General features: G+C 69.1%; 1 protein-coding gene and 1 pseudogene. Both read left to right on the top strand.

Annotated elements, in window-relative coordinates:
- Positions 1–409 (top strand): annotated as a pseudogene (locus ACFWR9_RS39685) (valine dehydrogenase); the annotation flags it as partial.
- A gap of 321 nt (positions 410–730) precedes the next feature.
- Entirely contained in the window at positions 731–985 is a 255-nt protein-coding gene (locus ACFWR9_RS39680; protein WP_115743247.1) for a DUF3073 domain-containing protein, read from the top strand.
- The last annotated feature ends 126 nt before the right edge of the window (positions 986–1,111 follow it).

Here is a 1,111-nt window from a genome sequence, read left to right as displayed (position 1 = left end):
GGTGGTCGCCGTCGCCGACACCGAGGCGCTGATCCGGGTGGAGAACCTCGACATCTACGCCCCCTGCGCGCTCGGGGGCGCGCTCGACGACGACTCCGTGCCGGTGCTGACCGCCCGGGTGGTGTGCGGCGCCGCCAACAACCAGCTCGCCCACCCCGGAGTGGAGAAGGACCTCGCCGACCGCGGGATCCTCTACGCGCCGGACTACGTGGTGAACGCCGGCGGTGTCATCCAGGTCGCCGACGAGCTGCACGGCTTCGACTTCGAGCGGTGCAAGGCGAAGGCGGCGAAGATCTTCGACACCACGCTGGCCATATTCGCACGTGCGAATGAGGACGGTATTCCGCCGGCCGCCGCGGCCGACCGGATCGCCGAGCAGCGGATGGCGGAGGCGCGCCTGCGGGGGTGAACCCCGCGGCGGTCCTCCGGTGATCGGGCAGGGCCCTCGCAGGTTTGACCGGTACCCGTCGGGGGGAGTTGGAGAGAACTCTCACTTATCCCGGCGGGTCGACCGTCGAAAGGTGGTTAAAATCGCCGTTGACCAGCGAGGACGGGGCGCCTCGATGGTCCTGGGGATGGCCACGTGCTGCGGGCGACGTACCGTATGGGCGTGGGCTCAGGTACCGTGGAAGCCCTACGGACCGGTCTCTCCACGGAGAGCCCGTTCCGGACCATGAACGCGTGTCAAGACTCTGGGGCCGTCGAGCCCCGTCGTTGAGGGGGTCGAGCCATGGGGCGCGGCCGGGCCAAGGCCAAGCAGACGAAGGTCGCCCGCCAGCTGAAGTACAACAGCGGTGGGACTGATCTCTCCCGCCTGGCCGAGGAGCTGGGCGCATCGCCGTCGAATTCGCAACCGCCGAATGGCGAGCAATTCGAGGACGATGAGCAAGACGATGACGTGTACGCCAAGTACGCCGACCTCTATGAGGACGACGACGAGGACGAGGACGGCCAGTCCCCGACCCAACAGCGACGCGGCGCGTAGTGCTTGCAGCGGCTTAGCTGTGTTTCGCCCGGTCCGGTGCCTCGTGCACCGGACCGGGCGTTCGTGCTGCCGACCCCGGGGGGCGCCCCCCCCCCCCCCCCACAAAAACACCCGGGAGGGGGACCC

It is taken from the genome of Streptomyces sp. NPDC058534, from assembly GCF_042717365.1.
Taxonomy (GTDB): domain Bacteria; phylum Actinomycetota; class Actinomycetes; order Streptomycetales; family Streptomycetaceae; genus Streptomyces.
Note: the sequence above shows the minus strand (reverse complement) of the source record. Positions and strands in the feature narration are given on the sequence as shown.